We start from the raw sequence: 23,405 nt of genomic DNA on the forward strand, positions 1-23,405 counted from the left end.
GGCCGCGATTTCAGGTCTGGCCACTAGGGCAAAACAGGAAATGCTTTCAAGGCCATAGCGCGGTCAATCGTCACCATAAACATTGCAAATCGTCAGGCTGATATTAGGGAATTGTCCTTAAGCGTCGCGTTAGGAATCTCTTCCGATGCCAAATAACAGCCAGGCAGGACCAAACTCGATGCGAAACAGGGACTTGAGAGCGACAACTCGATGCTGACAGAAAATTTCGGAACCCATCGCGGCCTGGTGCGGCTTGCCTTGTCCTATGTTCAGGTCGGCCTGAAAACAGCGCAAATCAATGACTTCGACCCGACCACGATCAAGCGGCTTGTGTTCGTATGTCACGGCAATATCTGCCGCAGCGCCTTTGCCGACCATTATGCGCGTCAATCGGGCCTTTCAACCGCTTCATTCGGCTTGTCTACTACCAGCCACAAAGGCGCACATGCTTTTGCCAGCGAGGTGTCCGAAGGTCTGGGCGTCAGTCTGGCCGGGCATCAGACAACAGCGGTCGAAGATTACCAGCCGCAGCCGGGTGACCTGTTGTTGGCGATGGAAGTTCGTCATTTGCACAAAATCGCGCAAATCGAGCGGTTGCGGGATATCCCCAGAACCTTGCTGGGACTCTATGCAAAGCCGTCATTTCCGCATTTGCACGACCCCTATAGTCTCGATCCGCGCTATATGCCGGTTTGCCTGAAGCGCGTGGCCAGCGCGGTCGACGCTCTGAAAATCACTTTCCCCGGTGCCGCAAGCGGACAATGATCCCGATCATGTCGACAATGCACGGCTTGGGATCACGCCAGGAAAATATATAATAATGCATCCGGGGGTTCAGCCTGTCTCGGATATATCCACCCAATATCATGATCCGCTCCGCATAGCCTTTGGGCTCGACATCTTGTCTCAATATTTGGGCCAACCGCTTTGTTTCCGGGATCAGATAGCAAGCTTTGATCGACCTTGAGCTTTGGGACGTCTCGTCGACCTCCAGACCCAATATTCGTCCGGCATAGGTTTCCCATGCGAAAAATGCTCCGCTATGGTGCGCCAGCGGCAAGCTGCCCCAGAATCGACCGTTGACTTCCATCAGGCAATAACGGCCGGTTTCCGGGTCATAACGATATTCCACCATCGCAGGACCATCCCAATTGATGGCGCGAAGCAGTTTTTCAGATTTTGCCAGCTGATCGCGATGCCGTTCCGGTGCTTCATTGGTACATAATGTCGAAACGCCCCCCGTTACGGGCCATTCATGAAGCCTCCGGTGCTGGAACGTAAGCGCAGCCTTGCCGTCGCGCATCAGGAGCATCTGGCCAAACCCGGTGCCGGGACAATAGCTTTGCACCAGCGGCCAGGCTTGAACATTGTCATAACGCCGCAATATGCCAAGCAGCTCCTCCGCATTCGCGGCATATTCGACTTTTTCAAAAGCGATCTGATGTTCGCTGAGCACGGGCCCGATCGCCTGCGGGTCATTCCATTTGATGGCCAGCGGATAAGCCAAAACACGCGCTATTTCGGCAAAATCATCTTCCGCAGACGGCTGCCAGGAATCCGGAGTGTCCAGCCCGAGGTCTCGCGCAACAGCCATCGTCCGGGACTTGTCGAGGACCTCGCCCAATTGCGGCTGGCGCGGGGTCAGGATCTGGCAGCCTTCGATATCGTCCGGCATCTCGGCCAATTGCAGCAAATCGCTTTCAGAGATCGCCAGAACCGCCTTTGCGTCATATTGCCGGATCAATCCGGGCAACCATTCTGGAATTGTCCGGGTCTCGGGCCGTCTGAAGAAATGCTTGAGATAGCGAGATGCGCCGCCGACCGAATATTTGCTAGAACCCACGCCAATCACCGGCACACCGCGCTTGCCAAGCTCGCGGATCACGGTCAGGCCAATCGGGGAATCGACCCCAATCACGATGGCCGGTGGAAGCGTTGCGCTGTCGCCCACCGGACCGGATTTCGTGGTCATTTGCCGCCGTAGAGCTTGTTGCTCAGTAGCTGTTCGGCCAGACGGGCGCCGGTGCGCATGATATTATGCGGCAGGACCGGCGAGGGGATTGTGGACGAAGCTATGGATAGTGAATCATCATTGAAAGTCATGGTGGTTACATCCGGCATTGCCGCGAACAACCGGCAAAATGTTTCAAATCGTTTCTTTATGATCTTGTTGATACGCTTCCGGTCGCGACTCATCAACTCAAAGCTATGAGAAACCACTGTAAAATAGAGTAAATTCTGTTGATGCGCAAACCGAATTGCGGATATAAGTTCAGCCGCAGACAAAGCCGTGATTTGCGCGTGCCGGGTTTTATTGCCAATGGCGCCGATCGCGCCGATGGGAAGTTCCATTACCCCGCAATGGGCAACTGGCCGATATTGGGTTTTCGACAGTCCGATCGCACATTCTGCCGCTGCGATTCCCGGGCAGTGGCTGGTGTCATAAGCAAGGCCGAGATCGGCGAGGGCGCGCAGAGTGTCATCATTTGCGCCATAATTTCCGGCCCGAAACGCGACCGGATAAGGCGCACCGGCTTCGACAAGCGTTCGGGCTGCGAAATCTAGAAGGCGCTTCTGTTCATCCCTTGAGAAATCCTTCATATTCTGGCCGGTGCGCGAGCCCAGGGGATTGGCGTCTCCGGCAAAGGCCAGCCACTCGCTGTGGAGATGCAACTGGACATCATGGCCGCGGGCGATGATCGGAGACACGATATCCGCTATTGCCTCCACACCCCATATCAGCGCCGGCATCGGATCGACAAAGAATACGGCTTTCATGCCATAGCGGTCAAAGACATCCATCTGGTAGGATATGCCGACATCGCCGTTGGGGGTCCGGCCGAGAATGGATTTGTCGAAATTTTCAGCCCGGCAGGAGAACCCCAGACGGTCATATATACCGGCTGAATATTCGGTATCGATTGTGATGAAAACATCGGTCATATGGGTTTGATCACCAGAAACCGGGCAAATGCGGAGCTGGCAACCTGAACTGCATAAATCGCCCCGAACCATTCGCGTTCGCTGGCCGGGTTCACGTCAATTCCCGCTTCGAAGCCCGTTTGTCCCAATTTGCCTGCCTCTAATTTTGCCACCATTGCCCGACAGGAAAAAAATCGCATATTATCCAGCTTTCCTGACGTATCGAAATAGCAACTTAGGCTAAAAATTGCGTTAACTTCCAGCAATATTCGGTCGGCATTTCCGGGCCGAAAGACATGATCTTGCAGGATCGGACCAATCCTGATTTTGCAGCGGCTCAGGCGCCGGGAACCGGCAATATTGTTCATGGAAGCGAGACCGCTTCTGCCCTAAGAGACGCTCAGGTGGCTCACGCCAAAAGTGCCCGACGGGCAAGCTGGTGACGGTCCCCGAACGGACGACGCGGCCTTTCGGCAACCGGTCTTTGACCGGTCGCTTCGGTCTGGTGTTTCCGCTGCATGATTTAGGAGATTGAAGTGAAGGCATTGGTGAAAGCAAAATCGGAACCCGGCCTGTGGCTGCGCGATGTTCCGGAGCCGGAGACCGGAATCAACGATGTCCTGATAAAGGTAAAGCGAACCGCGATCTGCGGCACCGACATGCATATTTATAAATGGGACGACTGGGCGCAAAAGACCATCCCGGTCCCGATGACGGTGGGCCATGAATTTGTCGGCGAGATCGTCAAGATCGGCGACAATGTCCGCGGCTATGAACTGGGGCAGATTGTCTCCGGCGAAGGCCATGTGGTTTGCGGCCGCTGCCGCAATTGCATGGCAGGCCGTCGCCATATGTGCGCGCATGCCGATGGCATCGGCGTCAACCGTCCGGGTGCCTTTGCCGAATATCTGTCGCTGCCCTCCGCGAATTTGTGGTTGCATAACGACGGGATTGACCTCGACGTAGCCTCGCTGTTCGACCCGTTCGGCAATGCAGTGCACACCGCGCTTCAATTTGACGTGCTGGGCGAAGATGTTCTGGTTGCCGGGGCGGGACCGATCGGCATGATGGCCGCTGCCGTCTGCCGCCATGCCGGCGCGCGGCATGTCGTGATCACCGACATCAACGACAATCGCCTGGACATGGCGCGCAAGCTCGGCGTTACCCGGGCCGTCAACGTGTCCCGGGAAACGATCGAAGACGTTCAGAAAGAACTGGGGATGAGCGAAGGTTTTGATATCGGCCTCGAGATGTCGGGCAACGAAGCGGGCTTTGCATCGCTGATCGACAATATGTGTCACGGCGGCAAGGTCGCCATTCTTGGTCTGCCGGAGGCGGGTATGGCGATCGACTGGCACAAGGTGATTTTCAACATGCTGACGCTCAAGGGCGTCTACGGACGCGAGATATTCGAGACCTGGTACAAGATGTCCGTGTTCATCGAATCCGGCCTCGACATTTCACCACTCATCACACACCGCTTGCCCTACACGGATTTTGAAACGGGCTTTCAGGCAATGCTGGCGGGCGACGCTTGCAAAGTCGTATTGAACTGGGAAGATTGAGCTATGTACGGAAATTTTCAGCAGCATCTGCAAGGCGAACTCGACCAGATCAAGGCCGATAGCCTGTATAAGGACGAGCGCCTGATCACCTCTCCCCAGGGAGCCTCGGTAGATTTGAAGGGTCGCAAGGTGATCAATCTTTGCGCCAATAATTATCTAGGCCTGGCTCAGGATGCAGGGGTCAATGCCGCTGCCAAAAAGGGGCTCGATGACTGGGGCTTTGGCATGGCTTCGGTTCGTTTCATTTGCGGAACCCAGAGCCAGCACAAGCAGCTCGAGGACCGGCTGTCCGCCTTTGTCGGGATGGAGGACACCATCCTCTACCCGTCTTGTTTTGATGCCAATGGCGGTCTTTTCGAGACGCTACTCGGCCCCGAAGACGCGGTGATTTCTGACGAACTGAACCACGCCAGCATCATCGACGGCATTCGGCTCAGCAAGGCCAGGCGGTTCCGCTACAAAAATAACGACATGGCCGATCTCGAGGCACAGCTTCGCGCAGCAGACGAACAGGGCGCGCGTTTCAAGCTGATCACCACCGACGGGGTATTCTCGATGGACGGCACGATCGCGCAGCTCGACAAGATCTGCGATCTCGCGGAGCAATATGAGGCGCTCGTCCATTTCGACGATTGCCACGCCACCGGCTTTGTTGGCGCAACGGGACGCGGCACGCACGAATTTCGCGACTGTATCGACCGGGTGGATATTACCACCGGCACGCTCGGCAAGGCGCTGGGCGGCGCGAGTGGTGGCTATACCAGTGCCAAGCGCGAAATTGTCGAATTGCTGCGCCAGCGGTCGCGGCCCTATCTGTTCTCCAATACGGTCGCGCCCCCGGTGGTCAGTGGCGCCATTGCGGCGCTCGACGCTATCGAGGGGGCGCCGGAACGTATCAAGGACCTCAACCAGAAAACCGCCTATTTCCGCGATGCGATGACAAAACTCGGCTTTGACCTTCTGCCGGGCGAGCATGCGATTGTGCCGGTGATGCTGTATGACGCCAAGACGGCAAAAACATTTGCCGATGAAATGCTCAAAGAAGGCGTCTATGTCGTCGCCTTTTCCTATCCGGTGGTTGGCAAGGGCAAGGCACGGATCAGAACCCAGATGTCAGCCGGCCTGAGCATCGAGGAAATTGACCGGGCAATCGAAGCCTTCGCTGTGGTGAAGGCCCGGCTCGGGCTGTAATTTGCCTCCATCGGCGCGTCCGTCGCAATTCGGAGTGGGCAGGCTTGCCAGCGGCCAACCGGCTAGTCATCGATTATGTTTCTGCGCCAGGACATGACGTCAATGTCATTTGCCGTCGAGATGCCAAGCAGGCAACGACCCTACCAGGATTTATGTCTCCCGGACGTTCTTCAATGGCTTGCCCCGACCATCATCATTCCAATTTTGACATTATTTCAATTTGGCATGGCCATCAGCGTCATTGCCTGTCATCCTCGGTCTGCTTTATGATAGCCTTCTGATCGGCTTTCGCCGACAACTCTTCCCACCCAGTCTCAACTCGAGGAAAAAATCCATGTCCAACCCCTTGTTTTCCATGCTCGACAAAATCTGCGTGATCACGGGGGGCTCGCGAGGACTGGGCAAGGCCATGGCTACCGCATTTCTCAACGCGGGCGCGAAGCGGGTCTATGTCACCGCCCGCAAGCCTCACGAATGCGCCCAGACGGCAGAGGAACTGTCAGCCCTGACCGAAAGCGGCGAATGTATCGGGCTGCCGGGCGACATGAGTAGCGCCGATGACATCAAGGCATTTGTCGATGAAATTGCGAGCCGGGAGAGCCATGTCGATGTCCTGGTCAACAACGCTGGTGCAGCCTGGGTCGCGTCGATTGACGAGTTTCCCGAAAAGGGCTGGGACAAGGTCATGGACCTGAATGTGAAAACACCTTTCTTCCTCACCCAGCAATTATTGCCACTGCTCAGGGCAGGGGGGAGCGCCGAGAATACCGCTTCCGTCATCAACATCGGGTCGATTGCGGGGATGCTGGGAAATGCCGGCGGCGGCTTGAGCTACAGCGTTTCCAAAACCGCGATCCATCAACTCACGCGCAATCTCGCCAACCTGCTGGCCGACGATCATATTCGCGTGAATGCCATTGCACCTGGCCGCTTTCATTCGAAGATGACCAGCACCGTCGAACAGGACAGGGAGCAATATGAACGGGAAATCAAGATGATACCCTTGCATCGCTGGGGATCGGATGAAGATATAATGGGGCCGGCTCTGCTGCTGGCAAGCAATGCAGGTGCCTTCATGACCGGTGGAATAATCACGGTCGACGGCGGATATATGGTCGTCTAGGCATTGTATCCGGTCGCCCCGGCTTGTCGAGAGCAATAGCGGGGCGACCGGGATCATCGGCCGAATTACCGTGTTAGCCCCAAAGATCTGGCTGAGCCCCCGCTGAACAGTGTGAAGAATAACGAGCAGTGAACAAACCATCATGACAGCCCGCCTCATCCCTCTCAGCGCCCTGCTGCTCGGTTCCCTGTTTCTACTGATCGCAGGCGGCATAAACGGCCTGATTCTCCCGATACGCGGGTTAAACGAGGGCTTTAGCGCCTTTTCGCTGGGGTTGCTGGGCACCGGCTGGGCGGCGGGATATGTGCTGGGATGCATCTATACGCCGCTACTGGTGGCCGGAGTCGGCCATATCCGGGTATTCGGAACCCTCGCCGCTACAGCCGCGATCGTCATCTTGTTGTCGTCAATGTTCCCCAATCCATGGTTCTGGATCCCGTTGAGAGCGGTTTCGGGTTTCTGTTTCGCAGGGGCGGCGATGATCGTCGAAAGCTGGCTCAACGAAGAGGTCGATTCCTCGATCCGGGGTCAGGTTTTCGGAACCTATACGATGATCAATCTGGTGGGTTCGACCGGCGGGCAGTTGATCCTGATCGGCGCGGATGTTTCCACGCCCTGGTTCTTCATGCTGGCCGCCATCTTCTATTGTCTGGCCCTGATCCCGACGGCGATCAGTTCCAACCGCGCGCCCGCGCCACTGTTCGAGGTCAAGCTCAACATTCCGCAGCTATGGCGCAATTCCCCCGTCGCGGTATTTGCGGTGCTGATGATCGGTATTGCCAATGGCACATTTGGAGCCCTGGCGCCGGTTTACGCCGATAGAATCGGTCTCGACCTGACAACCATCGTGCTTTTCAGCAGCTTGCCAATCCTCGCTGGTGCTGCTGCACAAATCCCGGTGGGGAGGGCGTCGGATCGTTTCGATCGTCGCAAAGTCCTCGTGTTTCTGGCCATTATTGCCCTCGCTGCGACCAGCAGCTTTCTTTTCATGCGGCCCGAGACAGCATTGGCAAATATCCTGATCGGCTCTGCACTCGGCGCGGCGATTTTCGCGATGTATCCGATCGTCGTCGCGCATGCCAGCGATCACGCCGCTCCGGGCCAATATATCCGCACCTCCGGTGGGCTGTTGATGTTGTTCGGTCTGGGATCGATCATCGGCCCGTTCATCGGCGGTCTCGCTATCATGCTATTCGGGCCAATGGGGCTGTTCGGCACCATTTTCGGCGCGCATCTGTTGATGGCCATCTTCTCGCTTTGGCGAATAGGGCAGCGGGCCCAGGTCGCTGCAGATGACAAGGCGAGTTTTCAGAGCGCTCCATTGGCACGCAATATGACGCCGGAAACGGAAGTGCTTGCCGACCGGCAGAATCAGGTTTGAGCCCGATTGGGCGACATGCTTGTCGCCTCTTTCCCGGCTATTTTTTGACTGACCGCCCTTTTTTGTAAGCCCGCCCGGGCATTCCCGTTTCTCCCGTCCGAACAGCAGGATTCGCTTTCGGCAACGGACGGCCCTCGCACGTCATCACACGCGATTGGAACGATATCGCTGCTCATGCTTTGTCTGGTCACGAACGTTCAATTCTCAAGGGCCACCGCGATGAAACAATTAAGCCAAGACTTCTGGAACATACGCGGTGATTTCAAGATCGCGCATGTCATCAACATCGGCACCCACATGTCTGTGGTCCGCCGGCCGGGTGGCAAGTTTATCCTTCTCGACTCCTATGAACCCGCCAAGCAGGACCTTGACGCGCTGATGACCCTGACCGAGGGCGGTTCGATGATCGAGGCGGTGTTGAATGTTCATCCCTTTCACACCATCCACTGCGGCTTTGCGGAGAAGCTGGCGCCGAACGCCCGTTTGATCGGCACGCGTCGCCATCATGAGCAGAAGCCTGATCTCCACTGGGACACGGCACTGATCGAAGATGCGGCGACGCAACAGGAGTTTGCCGACCTGTTCGATTTCTCGATCCCCTCGGGTGTCGACTTCATTTCCGATGACGAGGCCGTCCACGTCAGCTCGGTCCTGCTTCGCCATCGCGCCAGTCGCATCGTCCATGCCGACGACACATTGATGTATATCGACCTGCCTGCGCTGGCACAAAAACTGATTCCGGGTCCGCAACTGCGTTTCCATCCGAAGCTGGCCGACGGACTCGAAAAACGCTCGGGCGCAGCGGACGATTATGTCCGTTGGGCAAATCAGCTGGCCAGTGAATGGGCCGACACGTCAATGATATGCGCCGCCCATAACGGCATTCTCGACATGTCCGGCCAGAACTTTCCAGAGGCGATCCGAGAAGCCCTCGATGCAGCTGCCCCCACTCTCGACAAACATCGTAGCAAATACGGCTGACCGCTCGGTTCCGGACGCTTCGGCAAATCCATCAGATCAAGGAAATAAATATGAGCAATCCGTCTATCCAGACCACCAACCCGCTTACCGAACAGCTGCTGAAATCCTATCCGATGATGTCGGACGCAGAGGCGATGGACGTGGTCGAGACCAGTCATGCCGCGTTTCTCGAATGGCGTCTGAAGAGCCCTGAAGAGCGGGCCGGCGTGATCGCGTCGATCGCGAAGGAACTGCGCAATTCGAAAGAGGAATTTGCCCAGCTGATGACCGATGAGGTCGGCAAGCTGATCAGCGACTCCCGCGCCGAGATCGAGCTTTGCGCTAGCATTTGCGATTATACCGCCAAAAACGGACCCGAAATGCTGGCCGATGAACAGCATGATGTCCCCAGCGGCCGCGGGCTGGTAACCTATTCCCCGATGGGCGTGATCTACGGCATCCAGCCTTGGAACTTCCCCTGCTACCAGGCGGTTCGCTATTCCATTTCCAGCCTGATGGTCGGCAATGGCGTGTTGCTGAAACATTCGGAAAATTGCACCGGCAGCGGGCTGATGCTGCGCGACATTTACGAACGGGCAGGACTGCCGAAAGGCTTGTTCGGCGTGCTGTTGATCAGCCATGACCAGTCCGATGCCATCATTGAACATGACCTGGTGCGCGGTGTCACCCTGACGGGCAGCGACAAGGCCGGGCGTACCGTTGCGCAGAAGGCTGCAGCGGTTGCGAAAAAGACCGTGATGGAGCTGGGCTCGAACGATGCCTATATGATTTTTGATGACGCCGATCTCGATCTCGCGATCAAGACATGCGTTCAGGGCCGGCTGTTCAACAACGGCCAGACCTGCGTCAATGCCAAGCGTTTCATTGTCACCGAGAAAAATTACGATGCGTTTGTGAAAGGCTATGCTGATGCGTTCAAAGCCGTCACGATGGGAGATCCCAACAAGGAAGAATCCGGACTTGGTCCATTGGTATCGCGCAGCCAGCGGGACCAGGTCCACAAGCAGGTCGAGGAAAGCGTGGCCAATGGCGCAAAGATCGTGGCCGGCGGGGAGATCCCCGATCAGGCCGGCTGGTTCTATCCGGCCACAGCGCTGGTTGATGTGGCCCCTGGCCAGCCAGCCTATGATGACGAGATATTCGGTCCTGTTGCCTCGATTATCAAGGCCAGGGATGACGAAGATGCGATGCGCATTGCCAATGACAGCCGCTATGGCCTCGGCGGCGGGATATTCAGCAAGGATGTCGATCGCGCGGTCAGGATGGCGTCGACCCATTTTGACACCGGCATGGTCAATATCAATACTTACAGCATTGCATCGCCGGACATGCCCTTCGGCGGCGTCAAGAATTCGGGCTATGGTCGCGAACATGGCGAGGTCGGCCTGAAGGAGTTTGTCAACGTCAAGGCAATCACGATTGCGGACTGATATGACCGGGACCCTGACATGTGATGTGGCGGTGATTGGTGCCGGCACCGCCGGCCTCGCGGCCGAACGTGCGGCGCGGTCCAACGGTGCCCGCACCCTGCTGATCGATCCGGAATATAACGGAACGACCTGCGCCAACGTGGGCTGCATGCCATCCAAGCTGCTGATCGCGGCTTCTCACGCCGCCCATGCCGCAAGGTCGACTGCCATGTTCGGTATCGAAGTTGGCAAGGTCAGGGTCGATGGCGCGGCGGTGATGCAGCGGGTCCGCGACGAACGCGACCGCTTTGCCCGGCTGACCCGCGAATCGATCGCGGATATACCCGAGCATGTCCGTCTGATAGGGCGGGCGAGATTTACCGCACCCGATCGGCTCGAACTGGACGATGGCCGGACGATTGACGCGCGGGCTATCGTAATTGCCACCGGATCGGCTCCATCGATTCCGGATGGATATTCCAATCTCGGCGACCGGCTGCTCACCAATGACAATATATTCGAGCTGGAGGAATTGCCCGCTCGGCTGGCGGTCATCGGATCGGGACCGATCGGGCTCGAACTGGCTCAGGCCATGGCAAGGCTCGGCGTCAAGGTGTCCCTTTTCGACCGTGGCGCTCGGCTCGGCGGAATTCGCTGCGACCGCGTTCATGCCGCGCTGCGATCCGAGATCGAAGCGGATATGGATCTCCATCTGGGTGTAGATGTGGAGGCCGACGGCAAAGCGGAAAGCGTTGGCCTGGCGTGGAGCGGCCGGTCGTCGGGTGAAGCGGATTTCGATTATATTCTGGTTGCCACCGGACGACCGCCGAATCTGGAAAGCCTCGATCTGCGTGCAGCGGGCCTGGAGCTGGATGACCAGGGCGTACCCCGGCACGACAGGGAAACGATGCGCTGCGGAGAAAGCGCGATCTTTCTTGCCGGCGATGTCGCCAATGACATGCCGCTGCTCCACGAGGCATCGCATGGCGGGGCCATTGCGGGGCGCAACGCCGTTGCCTGTCCGGTCACTATAAAGACCGATCGGTTCACACCTTTCAGCATCACCTTCACCAGCCCACCGGTCGCACGGATCGGCAAATCCGAAGAGGACGGGCTGGTAACCGGCACCGCCGATTTCAGCGACCAGGGTCGCGCTCGGGTCGAGGGAATTAACCAGGGCGTCCTGACCCTCTATGCCGCCGCACCCGACGGTCGGTTGATCGGTGCCGATCTCTTCACGCCCGGTAGCGAACATCTGGCGCACATGCTGACATGGGCCATCCAGCAAGGCCAGACCGCCACCCAATTCCTCGAAATGCCTTATTATCATCCAACACTGGAAGAAGGGTTGAAACAGGCATTGCGAACCATTTGTGCGGCTACTCCGATAGAATTACCGCAAGACCAGGACCGGGGTGAACCCGCCGGGACATAGATGCCGCGCCTGACCGCGCCGTCATCCCTCATTCTGCGTCCAGACTGTTCGAGACCGATGCGATAAGCTGTCCAATCCACTCGACCCGCGCGGGCATTTTTCTGCCGCGTCGCGAGACCATCCACAAATCATGGCGGAGCCTTTTGGGGAGTGGCGCGACCTGAAGCCTGTCCTTCGCCGGGTAGCTGTTCACGCCGCTGCGCGGCAGCAGGGTATATCCGACACCTTCCGCGACGGGTGCAGGGATCTGGCTGATCTGGTTCACGAAACTGCGGATGCGGAGACGGTCCGACCCCCGGAACTCTTCCGGGAAATTCAGCGCGAACAGACTGTCCGCATAGGCAAATCCGTCAGGATGGGCGACGAAGCCGAGCTGTTCGAGCGCCTGAAAGCTGATCGGAGGCTCGATCGCATCGAGTGGCACAACGAGACATAGTTCCTCCTGTGCCAGATGCATGGCATCGAGCCTGGGATGGCGCGGATCATGGTCCGCAACGCCCAGATCAAATTGTCCCTTCAAAACGCCGTTCAGCACCTTGTCCTGCGGCGCGGCCTCCAGCCTGATCGTCAGTTTCGGCGAGTGTTGCATCGCCGAAAGGAGATGCGGAAATATCAGCATCGCGAAACTGCCGGAACAGGCGATGGTGACCTCACCGGTCGCGGGGTCGTCGCTCAGCACCGTCTCGAGCAGGCTCTGCTCTTCGGCGCGTCTCGCGCGCCCGACCGCCAGTACCGCTTCGCCCGCCGGGGTGGGGCTGAATCTTTTTCCCTGGCGCGAAATCAGCGACTGACCGATCTGGGCTTCCAGCTTTTGCAAATGCTGCGAAACGCCGGGCTGGGTCATATTCAACTGCTCCGCCGCCCTGGTAAAATGACCGGTTTCGCAGAGAGTGACGAAGGTTTCCAACCATTGGGCGTTCAACATTGGATATTACTATCTGTAATGATTAAATAAGCAAACGATTATTTCACATGATGAAGGCGTTCGCTTATCTCTAACAGTACAGGAAATAAAAGGAACTCACCCATGCTGCCAACACCACGCGCTTTTTCGCATATCGGCCTATCGGTCCCGGACCTTGATGCCGCCGTCAAATTCTACACCGAAATACTCGGGCTCTATACGATCATGAAACCGACCGAAATCACCGAAGACGACAGTGCTGTCGGGATCATGTGTACCGACGTTTTCGGCCCGGGATGGGGCAGCTTGCGTATCGCCCATCTCGCGACCGCCGACCGTGTCGGCATCGAGATATTCGAATTTCCGGACAATCACGCGCCGGACCAGAATCTTGACCACAAGCGCCACGGAACCTTCCATTTCTGCATCCAGGATCCCGACGTGGAAGGCCTGATCGAAAAAATCGTCGCCGCCGGAGGAAGGCAACGCATGCCTGTCCGCGAATATTTTCCGGGCAAGAAGCCATATCGCATGTGCTACGTCGAAGACCCGTTCGGGATCGTGTTCGAAATTTACAGCCACAGCTATGAACTGACCTATTCCGAAGGTGCCTATTCTTAGAAAGACATTTCGACAGGGTGCGCGGTCTTGGTCAGAGCCATGGCCGCGCAATCCTTGATAAACCGGTCAAAATACGGCTTCCGGTAAGATCTGTGCTCATTCTCAGGAACCCTGTTTGCTCCATTTGCGCAATATATCGTCAGCCACATGTCGGGCATTTTTCGAACATTCCACCAAACCTTGCGAGAACGGATAGCGTTCAAGAAGCTGGGGCAGGGCCAAACAATAAATCGGACTGGCGTCTGCTTTCGCCAGATCCAGAATGAAGGGCCGCAACACCGGCTCCTCAGGATCGCGCAAAGCCTTTACCAGCGACGGAAATGGCAAATCGGCCGGACTTGACGGAGACTGGCCCCGGGCATCAAGCATGACATCAAAACGGATGGTACCATCCTCACTATCAATCTCGATTATGCCATCGTCCGATAGCCCAAATTCGGCTTCTTCCTCAGTCGCAACAAGCGCAAGCACGCCTGCATCAAAGAGCGCGGTAACGCGAGCGAGAGAAAGATGTGGCACGGCGGCATAGCAGTCGGCAAACACCGGCATGAGATGATCGAGGAAACGCCAATAATCCTCCTCGGACAGTTGCCGTAATATATGATCGATCGCTACGTGCGCACGGAGCAGGGCATAGCGATGCGGGATTGTCTCCTTGCAACGCATAGTCTCCCGCGATTCAAGCAAATCTCGTTTCACCGCGCGCAATCCGCCGACCTCGCGTCGATCGGAAAAATAGGCAGGCCCGAACCCTTCCAGGGTCCTCGCGGTCTCGGGTAGCCGATCGAGATAGTCGGGGTCGGCCACATCCAGTTCGTCACACAGAAGCTGGAATATACGATCGAGCAAACCGTCAGATCCCTGATCAATCTCGAAATCCATCGCATCCCGCGTCAGACAGGTGAGCGGCTCGTAGGGAAAAGGGTAATAGAAGTCGCCCTCTGGCATGATTCCCATTTTCGACACCATGGTAATCCGCAACGCGTTATCCGTATCGGCCGCCAACCAGCTGATACGCCCCCCGCTCTCCTGGAATTCACCGCGGGCGTGACCAAGGGTGATTACAATGTCTATCGCTGACAGCGACGAGCCCAGCACGCCAATATCATTCTGTTCCAGCCCGGTGATATTTGTATTGGGCCAGGGCGAAACCAGTTTCACGCCGTCAATTTCGGGAACGTCGGGCCAGCTGTGACCCGAAGCAATCACGACTGCGTCGAACTGCAACGTCTTGATGGACTGTCCGCACTCATATCGCACGGTCGAGCGCATGTCATTTGCCGCTTCAATGTCAGTCACGCGGCATTTCGTAAGAATATCGATTTCGTGCCCGATATCGCGAGCGTTTTCGCACAATTCGGAAAATTGGGAATGGAGATACTCGCCGATCAGGACGCGCGGATAAAAGGCGCGAGCGGTAAGGTCATGCGCCGATAATTCCCATTCACCAAGTTCGCGGGCGGGCTGCTCTCTGAGCCAGTCGACCAGCGGTCGCACCGGAGCCGGGATTTCGCGGCTAAAGGCGTTGCAAAGCATGTAATCGGCATTCAGAGCAGGGTCGTAAGGCATTCCCGTTCCCGCGCGAGGTGACGCTTCGAAGAATGTAATGGCAAGCGGATCATCGCTGGAAGAAAGATGCTTGAGTAAATAGATTGCCGTCGGGCCGCTGCCCACGATTCCGATTTTTCGCACCGATGTAATCCCTTCAGGACCAAGACACGCCGACCTTTGTAGCGCTGCCCAAAACGGACGGCGCTCCGCCAAACGATAGAATAGGCAGTATACCAATTGCTGGCCGAAACCACGCGAGCGGACCGTCACTCGCACCTGACGATGAGGGGGCTCGCGATCGTCCGGCCAGCAGCTGGCTATATTCTCTTACGCAAGGTCGCGAACATCCGGTTCACGATCGAAGAAACGCAAGGCGGCATTGTCGACAAACGAACCGTCGGCCTCCGACACGCCACCGGCCTCGACCGGAACGTGGCAATGATCGAGCAAGTGCCGAGCACCATCATCATGACCGATCGCCTTCAGATGGGCCCAGGCATCGCAGACAAAGTCGACGGCGGCGCTATCGGTGGTCAGTTTTTCGGCCGCTTCCCTGGTGAGGACCAGAGCGACGGCATCTAGCAGCACTGACGGCGTTCCCGCCAGCTGGCCGTCCGCTTCCAAGGTGCCACCGTCCAGCTTGATCCCTCCGATCTTGGGTGCGATCAACATTGCGGTGCCGCCCTTGGCCTCGATTGACTTTTTCAGCGCGTCGATAGTCTTTCTGTCGGAGCCCTCGGCGAACAGAATGCCGACCTGGCGGCCCTCCAGAATATCCTTGACATTCTTCTGTATCGAGAGCGCGTCCGATTGCCCGAGGTCTACCGGTTTGCGGGCTGGCTTGGCTGCTTCGGGCAGATCGATTGCCAATCCGTCGGCGATCCGTTTGGCGAGGTCCGCATCGATATTCCTTAGCTGGGCAACCACCCGCTCACGGACGTGGGGCAGGGTGACTTTCGACAATTCAAAGACGATTGCGGAGGCAATATGCGCTTGCTCGTTGTCGGTCTGGGAAAGGTAGAACATCCGCGCCTGACTGAAATGGTCGGCGAACAGCTCTCCGCGGGCACGGACTTTCTCGGTCGGGTCGTTGCGTTCGGCATTTTCTTCGAACGTGCTGAAACCGGTTTCCGGACATTCGCGCGGACCACCGTCCTCGTCCGCTTCGGCGAGACTGTTCGGTTCATAATTGGCGCGCCCGGTCGGAACCATCGTCTGCATCAGCCCGTCGCGCTGGAAATTGTGCATCGGGCATTTTGGTGCGTTGATCGGAATCTGGTGAAAGTTCGTCGTCCCAAGTCGCGATTTTTGCGTGTCGAGATAGCTGAACAGACGGCCTTGCAGCAGCGGATCGTTCGAGAAGTCGATGCCGGGAATGACGTTCGTCGGCAGAAAGGCCGCCTGCTCGGTTTCGGCAAAAAAATTGTCGGGGTTCCGGTTAAGCGTCATCTTGCCGATAATGCGGACCGGAATTTCTTCTTCCGGTATCAGCTTGGTGGCGTCGAGCACATCATATGGCTGCTTGGCCGCCCATTGCTCGTCAAATGTCTGGATACCCAGTTCCCATTCGGGAAAATCGCCAGCGTCGATTGCATCGTGCAGATCACGACGATGATAGTCGGGATCGGCGCCCGAAATCTTGACCGCCTCGTCCCAGGTCGTGGATTGCATTCCAAGCTTCGGCTTCCAGTGGAACTTGACAAAAGTGCCTTTCCCCTCGGCATTCACAAAACGGAATGTATGGACGCCGAAGCCTTCCATCATCCGCAAGCTTCTGGGCAAGGCGCGGTCGGACATGGCCCACATGATCATGTGCATGCTTTCCGGCATCAGGCTGATGAAATCCCAGAATGTATCATGCGCAGATGCAGCCTGAGGATATCCCCGGTCGGCTTCGGGCTTTACCGAATGGATCAGATCCGGAAACTTGATCGCGTCCTGAATGAAGAAGGGCGCCATATTGTTGCCGACCAGGTCCCAGTTCCCGGTTTCGGTATAGAATTTGACGGCAAAGCCGCGAACGTCGCGAGGCGTGTCCTTGGAACCCTTCGATCCGGCAACGGTGGAAAAGCGCACAAACAGCGGGCAGCTATTGCCTTTCTTCTGGAACAGTTCGGCCTTGGTCAGCTCGGGGATTGCTTCTGTTACCTCAAATACACCATGCGCTCCCGAGCCGCGCGCATGCACGATACGTTCGGGGATGCGTTCATGGTCAAAATGGAATATTTTCTCGCGCAGTACAAAATCTTCCAGCAGACTGGGGCCTCGCGCACCGGCCTTGAGACTGTTCTGGTTATCGGAAATACGATGGCCAAAATTGTCGGTCAGATGGGCAGTGCCGTCGCCATGGTCGGCACCCGGCTTGATCTGCTGATGGGTTTCGCCGCCATTATCCCGCTGTTCTTCTGCGTGGTCGACACGACCGCTTCCGGGCTGGATTTCATGGAGCGCATTATCGAGCGCCGGACTGCTTGAATCTGATTGCTGCTTCGACTTGGACGGGGATTTGCTCGTGGTCATGTTATCTCTCCTCAGACTGGGTTGCGGATCATCGCGTTGCAGAACCGAAACGAGCCTCGTCGAATTCCGTTCCCAAAAAATCGTCCGGAATTTTACGACCGGTCTATCCCTTAGACATTGGCCCGACCCGCGTTTTCGGACCACCGTAAATGGTGCTTTCATAAATATCGGCTTTTGCGGAACGATCGGGGCGGCCGGGCGTAAAGTGGTGATGTACCAGCGATCTCAAATCACAATATCGGGCCAGTGATCGCCAGAACTGGCTGATCCGCGGCTATCATATTGCCCGGCATGGAAGGACAGCGTCAGAATGGAAATCACAGAATTGAGCGTGAATGGCAAAAGCCACAGACTGGAAGCCGACAGCAGAGTGACCTTGCTGGATGCGCTCCGCAACCATTTGGGACTTACCGGAACCAAAAAGGGTTGTGACCATGGACAATGCGGCGCTTGCACCGTGATCGTCGAGGGCCGCCGGATAAACAGCTGCCTCACGCTCGCCTGCATGCATGACGGTGACGAGATCACAACGATCGAAGGACTGGGCGAACCGGGCAATCTGTCGCAGTTGCAATCGGCATTCGTCGCTCACGACGGCTTCCAGTGCGGATATTGCACCCCCGGGCAGATATGCTCGGCGACGGCGATGATAGAAGAGGCAAAGGCGGGCTGGCCGAGTTTCGTGTCGGATGATCTGGAAGGACCCGATAGGCTGAGCGATGAAGAAATTTCCGAGCGGATGAGCGGGAACCTCTGTCGCTGCGCCGCTTATCCGAACATCGTCAACGCCATCCGTCAGGTTGCCGGAGAAAAATCATGAAGCCCTTTGCCTATGCCAGAGCAAGCGACCGCGACGGAGCCAGAGCGGAGGCGGCGGACAATGCCCTTTATATCGCGGGCGGAACCAATTTGCTCGATCTCATGAAACTCGAGGTGATGGCTCCCGACAAGCTGGTCGACATCAATCGGCTGGACCTTTCCGAACTCGCCGATACCGACGACGGAGGTTTGCGGATCGGTGCGCTGGTAACCAACAGCGACTGCGCCGCCGATCAGCGTATCCGGCGTGATTATCCCTTGTTGTCGCGCGCAATTCTGGCTGGCGCCAGCGGTCAGCTGCGCAACAAGGCGACGACCGGTGGCAATTTGTGCCAGCGCACCCGCTGCTATTATTTCTACGATACGGCCATGCCGTGCAACAAGCGCGAGCCGGGGTCCGGCTGCCAGGCACTGGCGGGCTTTAACCGAATCCACGCGATCCTCGGCGCGAGCGAGGCCTGTATTGCCACCTATCCCGGGGATATGGCGGTGGCGATGACCGCGCTCGACGCTCGGGTCGAAATCGAAAATGTCGATGGCGCGATCAGGCAGATTCCGATCCAGGATTTTCATTGCCTGCCGGGCGACAATCCCGAACGGGACAATATCCTCGAGAACGGCGATTTGATTACCGCCGTGATCCTGCCCCGCCCGGTCGAGGGAAAACAGATTTACCGGAAGGTCCGCGACCGCGCATCCTACGCCTTCGCGCTCTGCTCGGTCGCGGCCGTTGTCCAGATGGATCGCGAGACCATCGCCGCCGCTGCGCTTGCATTCGGCGGGCTGGCACATAAGCCATGGCGGGACGAAACCGTAGAGGCGCTGTTGGTCGGAGAGAAACCCTCGGCACAATTATTCGGCAGGGCAGCGGACCAATTGCTCGCAGAGGCGCAGGGCCATGGCAGCAACGATTTCAAAATCCCGCTGACCAGACGCGTGATGATCTCCGTCTTGCAAGAAGCCACTGAAAAAGGAGCAGCCGCATGACCGCGCATCACAAAATGGATAAGGCGGATTCGCGCAACCGGCTCGACGATATGGTACAGGGTCTGGTCGGCTCGCCGATGGATCGTCCGGACGGACCGCTCAAGGTTTCCGGACAAGCAACCTACGCGCACGAATGGGATGTACCCGGCATGCTATTTGGCGTGCTGGCTCGGGCAACCATCTCCAAAGGCCGCGTCACCGATGTGGCGAGCATTCCCCTAATCGGCAAAGACGGTGTCCGCGCGGTTATCACCGATGACCGTTTGCTGAGACGGCCTGCGCAAGGCGGTGCCGATGAAGCGCCGCCGCAAGGATCAAGGCAGGTCGACTATTTCGGTCAACCGATCGCGCTGGTGGTCGCGGATACATTCGAACAGGCGCGCCACGCTGCCAATATTCTGAAGATCAGCTATGAACCGATGGCCAATGCCGCGTTCGACCCGGAGGCCGAAGACACACCCACCGACAAGCCGGAGGACGATCAGCTTGATCAGGGCGATCTCGACAAGGCGATGGCCGATGCCCCCTTTACCGTGGACCAGGTCTATCGCACCCCAGGCCACAATAGCGCAGCAATGGAGCCGCATTGCGCCATTGCCAGCTGGGACGGCGACAAGCTGACCTTGCGCGGCAGCTATCAGATGCTCAACTTCAACATCAACGAACTGGCCGATGCGCTACATATCGTGCCGGAAAATATCCGGATGTTGTCACCCTTTGTCGGCGGCGGCTTTGGTTCCAAACTGGGCATCTCGCCGGAAGCCGTCTCCGCTGCGCTCGCGGCTAAGGAAATCGGTCAACCGGTCTGTGTTGCCTTGTCGCGGCCACAGGTTTTCGAAACCACCATGCGCCGATCCGAGACGCGGCAGCATGTCCGGCTGGCCTGCGGAACAGACGGTGTTCTGACCGGTCTTGGCCACGAATGTCTGGTGTCCAATTTGCCGGAGGAAGAATTTTACGAGCCAGTCACCCAGGCGACCCATTTCATGTACGGCGGCAAAAACCGCAAGCTCGGCATCCAAGTCGCGCGGATCAACCGTACCTGCGGTGGCTCGGTACGGGCACCCGGCGAGGCAGTCGGCATGCAGGTTCTGGAAAATGCCATGGATGAACTGGCCGAGGAAGCGGGCATTGACCCGGTTGAACTCAGACGGCGAAATGTACCGGACCGCCATCCGGAGCAGGATATTCCCTACTCGTCCCGCCGGTTCATCGAGGCGCTCGACGAGGGCGCGAAACTCTTTGAATGGCACAAGCGCAACAAGACGCCCGGATCGTTGCGTGAAGGAGACTGGCTGGTCGGCCATGGGATGGCCGGCGCGGCGAGAGTCAATATCCTCTCGGAAGCGAAGGCCAGGGTGACGTTGTGTGCAGACGGAACCGCGGTGGTTGAAACCGACATGACCGACATCGGTACCGGAACCTATGCGATATTGACCCAGATTGCCGGCGACATGCTGGGCCTGCCGGCAAGCAAGGTCGAAACAAAACTGGGTGACACCGATTTTCCGGCAGGGCCGGGCTCGGGGGGATCATGGGGAGCGTCTTCTGCAGGTTCGGCCGTGTTTCTCGCATGCGAGGAAATCCGTAAAAAACTCGCCGAACAGATTGGCAGCGAGGAGACTGATCTTGCACTGGCAAATGGCAGGGCAGGGACCGGTGAGAGCATGCGATCTTTTGCCGACATATTGGACGGGCAGGATATTTCGGCAATTGGTCATATCGAACCCGGCAAGACGCTGGAGGAATGGCAACAGGCGACATACGGCTCATATTTCGCCGAGGTCGCGGTAAACGCAGTAACCGGCGAGACCCGGGTCAAAAGGATGCTGGGCGTATTCGGGGCGGGCCGGATCCTGAACGAGAAGACTGCAACATCGCAATGCTATGGTGGCATGATCTGGGGCATTGGCAGTGCCCTGACCGAAGAGCTGGTTTTCGACGACCGCGACGGCCATATTGTCAATCACGATCTGGCGGAATATCATGTTCCGGTCAATCTGGATGTCCCGCAAATCGAGGTTGTCCTGCTCGAGGAACGGGACGCACTGGCCAGCCCCATTCAGGCGAAAGGCATAGGCGAGCTGGGGATATGCGGTGCTGCTGCTGCGGTCACCAACGCGATATATAATGCGACGGGAATTCGTGTTCGCGATTATCCGGCCACGCTGGACAAGCTGTTGGCAAGGTTGCCGGAGCAGTGACCCTTGGCGGGGGCAGCTGGACATAGAAATGCACATCTGTCCCTCGTCCGCGTGCTTCAGACGGACGGACTGCATGAAACAGGTGAGTGTTCTGATTTATCCTTGGTGGGTTCGACTGAGATCGGCGCGCCACTGGAACTTGAACTTTCCGATAGCCCATCAGTTCCTTAATCTCGGAAGTGCTAAATCCGGCCTGATTGGCTTATCGCGACGGCTTCCCCCTGCGAGATTCTTATTCCTTCTTCCGGCGTTGTAATACCCTGCCTGACCATAGCACGGGCTGCAGACGCCAGTCCGGGCTGGTTATAAAAGGCATGCGCTGATATGCGCGCCTCATCGCCGCCATTGTTAATCAGTTTGCGGATTGTCTCATCTACACGAATCGCCTCGAACACTCCGGTATGACCCTGAAAACCCGTCTGGCTGCAACGATTGCAGCCGGTTTCCCGAAACACGATGGTGCCACGATCAAAGCCCAGCAGCGAAGCTAGTGACCCTTCTGCCTGGATCGGCAGTCGGCAATGTTCACAAAGCTTGCGAACCATACGCTGGCCGATGATTACCCGTATCGAGGATGCCAGAAGAAACGGATCAACGTGCATTTCACGCAATTGTGTAATGGCGCTCACAGCATCGATGCTATTTATCGCCGCGAGGACCAGTCGACCGTCAAGCGACGCTTGCACCGCTATTCCAGCGGTCTCGCGATCATCAATCTCGCCAATCATGACAACATCCGGGTCCTGGTGCAAGATAGCCCTCAGCCCTTGCGCGAAACCCACGCCACTCTCGGTATCAATCTGCGTCTGCACGATATTTTCGACTGGATATTCTATCGGGTTCTCGACCGTCAGGATATTGCGACGACCATCATTCAACTGCTTCATTCCGGCGTAAAGCGTAGCTGTCTTGCCCGATGCGCCGGGGCCGCAAACAAGAATAAGGCCGTCTGGCTTGGCGCAGGCATCTGTCAAAATTTCTTGAATAGGCTCTGACATGCCGAGCAGTTTTAGCGTAGCTGATGTAACCTGCTGGTCAAGAATTCGCAGTACCAGCCGTTCCCCCGTTCCGTTGACGTCGGAAAGCGTCGAGACGCGAACTTTCCGTAATTTTCCGCGAAGAAAAATTTGCATGGTTCCGTCTTGTGGAAAAGGCTGATCAGCCATATCCGGACGCGACATCCGATGGATAAGTTTGACGACGACCGTCGACAGATCTTGCGGCAGCCGCAGTTTTTCAGTCAGCACGCCATTGACCCGCATCCGGATCACCAATGCCAGATCATGCGATTCCAGATGTACGGCAGAAGCGCCCTGTCGCTCGGTCTCTGCAATAATTCCGCAGATCAGGCGAAGGCCGAATGCGTCTTTTTTTTCCTTCAAAATGTCTGCCGCATCCGGAAAATGAGCGGTAAAGACATCCAGTGGATCGCCTGCAAAAGCGTCATCTGGTTGCTGCGGATCACCGGTTGTCTGCACAGTCTTGCCAGCTTGAATCAGTCGCTGGAAATACCCATTAAAAAGCTGTTCAAATGCGGTCTCGTCGACGATCTCCAGATCGATCGGTATGGCGAGATAGCGTTGTATCTTGAGCAAAGCTGCGGGATCAGAACCCTTTTTCACTGCAATTTTCACGCGCTCGCGATCGCCCGCCACAATCAATATCCCGTGTTCTCGGGAATAATCGTAGGATAGTTCGACAACCGGGCGGCCGGGTGCCACATTTTCGCAGGCACCATTCCCTGTTCTGTTCAGAGATGCCTGTTCTGCATAATCATCTGTCACGATGGTCC

19 protein-coding genes are annotated in these 23,405 nt (G+C 57.2%); 12 read left to right on the forward strand and 7 right to left on the reverse strand.

Annotation, left to right across the window (positions count from 1 at the left end; all coding sequences use genetic code 11):
• Positions 1-210: 210 nt before the first annotated feature.
• Entirely contained in the window at positions 211-765 is a 555-nt protein-coding gene (locus HUO14_RS08090) for an arsenate reductase/protein-tyrosine-phosphatase family protein (RefSeq protein ID WP_176279338.1), read from the forward strand.
• Here HUO14_RS08090 and HUO14_RS08095 read toward each other — a convergent pair.
• The 3 genes from HUO14_RS08095 to HUO14_RS08105 are packed head-to-tail and all read right to left on the reverse strand — an operon-like array spanning position 734 to position 3,290.
• Entirely contained in the window at positions 734-1,972 is a 1,239-nt protein-coding gene (locus HUO14_RS08095) for a carboxylate--amine ligase (protein WP_176279339.1), read from the reverse strand. The two genes, HUO14_RS08090 and HUO14_RS08095, sit on opposite strands and share 32 nt — an antisense overlap.
• Positions 1,969-2,943: a polysaccharide deacetylase family protein gene (locus tag HUO14_RS08100; protein WP_176279340.1), complete on the reverse strand. Its 975-nt coding sequence runs from the start codon at positions 2,941-2,943 to the stop codon at positions 1,969-1,971. The genes HUO14_RS08095 and HUO14_RS08100 overlap by 4 nt, the downstream gene beginning before the upstream one ends.
• Complete coding sequence (locus tag HUO14_RS08105; protein WP_176279341.1) at positions 2,940-3,290, reverse strand: hypothetical protein; 351 nt, start codon at positions 3,288-3,290, stop codon at positions 2,940-2,942. The genes HUO14_RS08100 and HUO14_RS08105 overlap by 4 nt, the downstream gene beginning before the upstream one ends.
• A 168-nt stretch (positions 3,291-3,458) precedes the next feature.
• On the opposite strand from HUO14_RS08105, the gene tdh reads away from it, so the two are divergent.
• The 7 genes from tdh to HUO14_RS08140 all read left to right on the forward strand — a co-directional run bounded on the left by tdh (position 3,459) and on the right by HUO14_RS08140 (position 12,007).
• Positions 3,459-4,487: an L-threonine 3-dehydrogenase gene (tdh, locus tag HUO14_RS08110; RefSeq protein WP_176279342.1), complete on the forward strand. Its 1,029-nt coding sequence runs from the start codon at positions 3,459-3,461 to the stop codon at positions 4,485-4,487.
• A 3-nt stretch (positions 4,488-4,490) separates the two neighbouring features.
• A complete protein-coding gene (locus tag HUO14_RS08115; RefSeq protein WP_176279343.1) occupies positions 4,491-5,678 on the forward strand; it encodes a glycine C-acetyltransferase in 1,188 nt (395 codons plus the stop codon).
• A gap of 334 nt (positions 5,679-6,012) precedes the next feature.
• A complete protein-coding gene (locus HUO14_RS08120; protein WP_176279344.1) occupies positions 6,013-6,801 on the forward strand; it encodes an SDR family oxidoreductase in 789 nt (262 codons plus the stop codon).
• A 142-nt stretch (positions 6,802-6,943) separates the two neighbouring features.
• Positions 6,944-8,182, forward strand: coding sequence for an MFS transporter (locus HUO14_RS08125; RefSeq protein ID WP_176279345.1), 1,239 nt, complete (start codon positions 6,944-6,946; stop codon positions 8,180-8,182).
• A gap of 219 nt (positions 8,183-8,401) precedes the next feature.
• A complete protein-coding gene (locus tag HUO14_RS08130; RefSeq protein ID WP_176279346.1) occupies positions 8,402-9,163 on the forward strand; it encodes a hypothetical protein in 762 nt (253 codons plus the stop codon).
• A 50-nt stretch (positions 9,164-9,213) separates the two neighbouring features.
• Positions 9,214-10,593: an NAD-dependent succinate-semialdehyde dehydrogenase gene (locus HUO14_RS08135; protein WP_176279347.1), complete on the forward strand. Its 1,380-nt coding sequence runs from the start codon at positions 9,214-9,216 to the stop codon at positions 10,591-10,593.
• A 1-nt stretch (position 10,594) separates the two neighbouring features.
• A complete protein-coding gene (locus HUO14_RS08140) occupies positions 10,595-12,007 on the forward strand; it encodes a dihydrolipoyl dehydrogenase (RefSeq protein ID WP_176279348.1) in 1,413 nt (470 codons plus the stop codon).
• 28 nt (positions 12,008-12,035) lie between these two features.
• Here HUO14_RS08140 and HUO14_RS08145 read toward each other — a convergent pair whose 3' ends face one another.
• Complete coding sequence (locus HUO14_RS08145; RefSeq protein WP_176279349.1) at positions 12,036-12,932, reverse strand: LysR family transcriptional regulator; 897 nt, start codon at positions 12,930-12,932, stop codon at positions 12,036-12,038.
• A gap of 102 nt (positions 12,933-13,034) precedes the next feature.
• Here HUO14_RS08145 and HUO14_RS08150 point away from each other — a divergent pair, with 102 nt between their 5' ends.
• A complete protein-coding gene (locus tag HUO14_RS08150; RefSeq protein ID WP_176279350.1) occupies positions 13,035-13,532 on the forward strand; it encodes a lactoylglutathione lyase family protein in 498 nt (165 codons plus the stop codon).
• Positions 13,533-13,634: 102 nt separating this feature from the next.
• Here HUO14_RS08150 and HUO14_RS08155 read toward each other — a convergent pair whose 3' ends face one another.
• On the reverse strand, positions 13,635-15,224 hold the full coding sequence (locus HUO14_RS08155) for an FAD/NAD(P)-binding protein (RefSeq protein ID WP_176279351.1): 1,590 nt from the start codon (positions 15,222-15,224) through the stop codon (positions 13,635-13,637).
• Positions 15,225-15,410: 186 nt separating this feature from the next.
• The gene (locus tag HUO14_RS08160) at positions 15,411-17,603 is read right to left on the reverse strand and encodes a catalase (RefSeq protein WP_176279352.1); all 2,193 of its coding nucleotides are present in this window, start codon (positions 17,601-17,603) and stop codon (positions 15,411-15,413) included.
• Between the two features lie 310 nt (positions 17,604-17,913).
• Here HUO14_RS08160 and HUO14_RS08165 point away from each other — a divergent pair, with 310 nt between their 5' ends.
• From HUO14_RS08165 to HUO14_RS08175, 3 genes are read left to right on the forward strand one after another with little or no spacing between them, the layout of a single operon-like run.
• Entirely contained in the window at positions 17,914-18,423 is a 510-nt protein-coding gene (locus tag HUO14_RS08165; protein ID WP_176279353.1) for a 2Fe-2S iron-sulfur cluster-binding protein, read from the forward strand.
• Positions 18,420-19,409, forward strand: coding sequence for an FAD binding domain-containing protein (locus HUO14_RS08170; RefSeq protein WP_176279354.1), 990 nt, complete (start codon positions 18,420-18,422; stop codon positions 19,407-19,409). Before HUO14_RS08165 ends, HUO14_RS08170 begins: the two co-directional genes overlap by 4 nt.
• On the forward strand, positions 19,406-21,613 hold the full coding sequence (locus tag HUO14_RS08175) for a xanthine dehydrogenase family protein molybdopterin-binding subunit (protein ID WP_176279355.1): 2,208 nt from the start codon (positions 19,406-19,408) through the stop codon (positions 21,611-21,613). Before HUO14_RS08170 ends, HUO14_RS08175 begins: the two co-directional genes overlap by 4 nt.
• Before the next feature lie 182 nt (positions 21,614-21,795).
• Here HUO14_RS08175 and HUO14_RS08180 read toward each other — a convergent pair whose 3' ends face one another.
• Positions 21,796-23,397: a GspE/PulE family protein gene (locus HUO14_RS08180; RefSeq protein WP_343046070.1), complete on the reverse strand. Its 1,602-nt coding sequence runs from the start codon at positions 23,395-23,397 to the stop codon at positions 21,796-21,798.
• Positions 23,398-23,405 lie beyond the last annotated feature (8 nt).

This window comes from Parasphingorhabdus flavimaris, assembly GCF_013371215.1.
Classification (GTDB): domain Bacteria; phylum Pseudomonadota; class Alphaproteobacteria; order Sphingomonadales; family Sphingomonadaceae; genus Parasphingorhabdus; species Parasphingorhabdus flavimaris.

Bases quoted from the DNA above. Each gene is read 5' to 3' on its own strand.
- HUO14_RS08090 (WP_176279338.1), top strand. From the start codon at position 211: ATGCTGACAGAAAATTTCGGAACCCATCGCGGCCTGGTGCGGCTTGCC.
- HUO14_RS08095 (WP_176279339.1), bottom strand. From the start codon at position 1,972: ATGACCACGAAATCCGGTCCGGTGGGCGACAGCGCAACGCTTCCACCG.
- HUO14_RS08100 (WP_176279340.1), bottom strand. From the start codon at position 2,943: ATGACCGATGTTTTCATCACAATCGATACCGAATATTCAGCCGGTATA.
- HUO14_RS08105 (WP_176279341.1), bottom strand. From the start codon at position 3,290: ATGAACAATATTGCCGGTTCCCGGCGCCTGAGCCGCTGCAAAATCAGG.
- HUO14_RS08115 (WP_176279343.1), top strand. From the start codon at position 4,491: ATGTACGGAAATTTTCAGCAGCATCTGCAAGGCGAACTCGACCAGATC.
- HUO14_RS08120 (WP_176279344.1), top strand. From the start codon at position 6,013: ATGTCCAACCCCTTGTTTTCCATGCTCGACAAAATCTGCGTGATCACG.
- HUO14_RS08125 (WP_176279345.1), top strand. From the start codon at position 6,944: ATGACAGCCCGCCTCATCCCTCTCAGCGCCCTGCTGCTCGGTTCCCTG.
- HUO14_RS08130 (WP_176279346.1), top strand. From the start codon at position 8,402: ATGAAACAATTAAGCCAAGACTTCTGGAACATACGCGGTGATTTCAAG.
- HUO14_RS08135 (WP_176279347.1), top strand. From the start codon at position 9,214: ATGAGCAATCCGTCTATCCAGACCACCAACCCGCTTACCGAACAGCTG.
- HUO14_RS08140 (WP_176279348.1), top strand. From the start codon at position 10,595: ATGACCGGGACCCTGACATGTGATGTGGCGGTGATTGGTGCCGGCACC.
- HUO14_RS08145 (WP_176279349.1), bottom strand. From the start codon at position 12,932: ATGTTGAACGCCCAATGGTTGGAAACCTTCGTCACTCTCTGCGAAACC.
- HUO14_RS08150 (WP_176279350.1), top strand. From the start codon at position 13,035: ATGCTGCCAACACCACGCGCTTTTTCGCATATCGGCCTATCGGTCCCG.
- HUO14_RS08160 (WP_176279352.1), bottom strand. From the start codon at position 17,603: ATGACCACGAGCAAATCCCCGTCCAAGTCGAAGCAGCAATCAGATTCA.
- HUO14_RS08165 (WP_176279353.1), top strand. From the start codon at position 17,914: ATGGAAATCACAGAATTGAGCGTGAATGGCAAAAGCCACAGACTGGAA.
- HUO14_RS08170 (WP_176279354.1), top strand. From the start codon at position 18,420: ATGAAGCCCTTTGCCTATGCCAGAGCAAGCGACCGCGACGGAGCCAGA.
- HUO14_RS08175 (WP_176279355.1), top strand. From the start codon at position 19,406: ATGACCGCGCATCACAAAATGGATAAGGCGGATTCGCGCAACCGGCTC.